This is a genomic window from Pseudomonas sichuanensis, from assembly GCF_003231305.1.
Taxonomy (GTDB): Bacteria; Pseudomonadota; Gammaproteobacteria; order Pseudomonadales; family Pseudomonadaceae; genus Aquipseudomonas; species Aquipseudomonas sichuanensis.
In genome coordinates this window covers 1-319 of sequence record NZ_QKVM01000159.1, presented here as the reverse complement: position 1 = coordinate 319, position 319 = coordinate 1, and the positions used below count along the sequence as shown (strand labels likewise).

1 protein-coding gene is annotated in these 319 nt (G+C 69.0%); it reads right to left on the bottom strand.

Features of this window, described 5'->3' with window-relative positions; all coding sequences use genetic code 11:
• Window positions 1-319: DUF4123 domain-containing protein (locus tag DM373_RS28540; RefSeq protein WP_157966921.1), on the bottom strand; the 319-nt coding region annotated here is incomplete at both ends.

Below are 319 nucleotides of genomic sequence, written 5' to 3'. Positions count from 1 at the left end.
GAGCCAGGCGGCCCTATGCTCCGGCACCGCCATCACCCGGGCCAGCTCGCGGTTGTCGTGAAAGCGGTACAACGCCCGTTGCGGCCGCTGGCCCAGTAGCAGCCGGGCACGCCAATGCTCGATCCAGGCTGCCAGCTCACCGGGTGCCAGGCTGGCCAGCCAACCCCAATTGTCGTGCGGCGCCTCCAGCAGGCCCTGCAGCAAACGCACCTCGCCTTCACCAATCAGGAAGCACACCGGCCCATGCGCGGCGAGGTGGGCGACTTCGGTCTGGTGGTACAATGCGCACCAGCGCTCTGAGCCCAGGCGGGCCATGAGG